1 protein-coding gene and 1 pseudogene are annotated in these 1008 nt (G+C 75.2%); both read right to left on the bottom strand.

The features are described 5' to 3' along the window. Positions 1-380: pseudogene (locus tag IY392_RS17980) on the bottom strand (hydroxyatrazine ethylaminohydrolase); the annotation flags it as partial. Further along, positions 377-1008, bottom strand: a 632-nt coding sequence (locus IY392_RS17975; RefSeq protein WP_194861969.1) for a molybdopterin cofactor-binding domain-containing protein, incomplete at its 5' end; no start/stop codon positions are given. The pseudogene IY392_RS17980 and the gene IY392_RS17975, both read right to left, overlap by 4 nt.

Below are 1008 nucleotides of genomic sequence, written 5' to 3'. Positions count from 1 at the left end.
GTCGTGACCCCGCACAGCAGCGACTCCGCCAGGGCCACCCGGGCGGCGACCCCCACCAGGTCCGGGTCCACGCGGGCGGCGACGTAGGCCTGCCGCATCCGGGCGAGCCAGACCGACATCTCCACACCGCGCGTGCCGGGCAGCGTTCGGAACGCGCTCTGCAGCAGATGATGGTGCGCGTTGACCAGGCCCGGGGTGACCACCCCGCCGTCGGCGTCGAGGATCTCGGCAGGAACAGCGCCGGCAGAAGCAGCGCCAGCAGAATCAGCACCTCCGGCGATCCGCCCGTCCGCGCACTCGAGCGTCGTTGGCTCGGTCGACTCGCGCCCCGGCGACCACACCGCCGAGGCACCCGTGACCCGCAGGACCCGCGCGCTCACGCGTCGGCCCCGATCGGCGTCCGCGCGAACGACCGCATCCACACCCGGTCCGGCGTCAGTGGGATCGAGTCCTGTCGGACCCCCGTGGCCCGCCGGACCGCGATACCGACGGCCGCCGCGACCGGGCAGTAGGGCGCCTCGGACATGGACTTGGCGCCCAACACGCCCTGGGGTTCGACGGTGTCGGCGAAGAACACCTCGGTGCGGGGCACGTCTCCCATCCGCGGCGGGTGGTAGTGACGCAGGGTCGCGTTGGCCACCGCGCCGGTGTCGTCGAGCATCACCTGCTCGTACAGCGCCGCCCCCAACGCCTGGGCGACGCCGCCCTCCACCTGGCCCCGCAACTGCTGCGGGTTGAGGACCCGCCCGGCGTCGACGGCGTGGACGCTCTGCAGCACCCGGACCGTGCCCGTGTCGGGGCACACGGCCACGCGCACCCCCTGGACGGTGAAGGCCGCCTGTCGCCCGAGCCCGTCCGCGGAACCCTCGGCGGACACGGGCAGGTGGGCGCCGGCCCGCAGGAGGTCGGCCACCCGGGTGGCGGCCCGGTGCAGCGCGCGCCCGCCCACCACGGTCCCGGCCGACCCGAACGCCCCGGTGTCGTGGGTGAGCTGCGCGGTGTCCGAGG

The organism is Dietzia sp. SYD-A1 (genome assembly GCF_015356725.1).
GTDB lineage: Bacteria > Actinomycetota > Actinomycetes > Mycobacteriales > Mycobacteriaceae > Dietzia.
The sequence above is the reverse complement of the archived record's forward strand: the minus strand, read 5'-3'. Positions and strand labels throughout refer to the sequence as shown.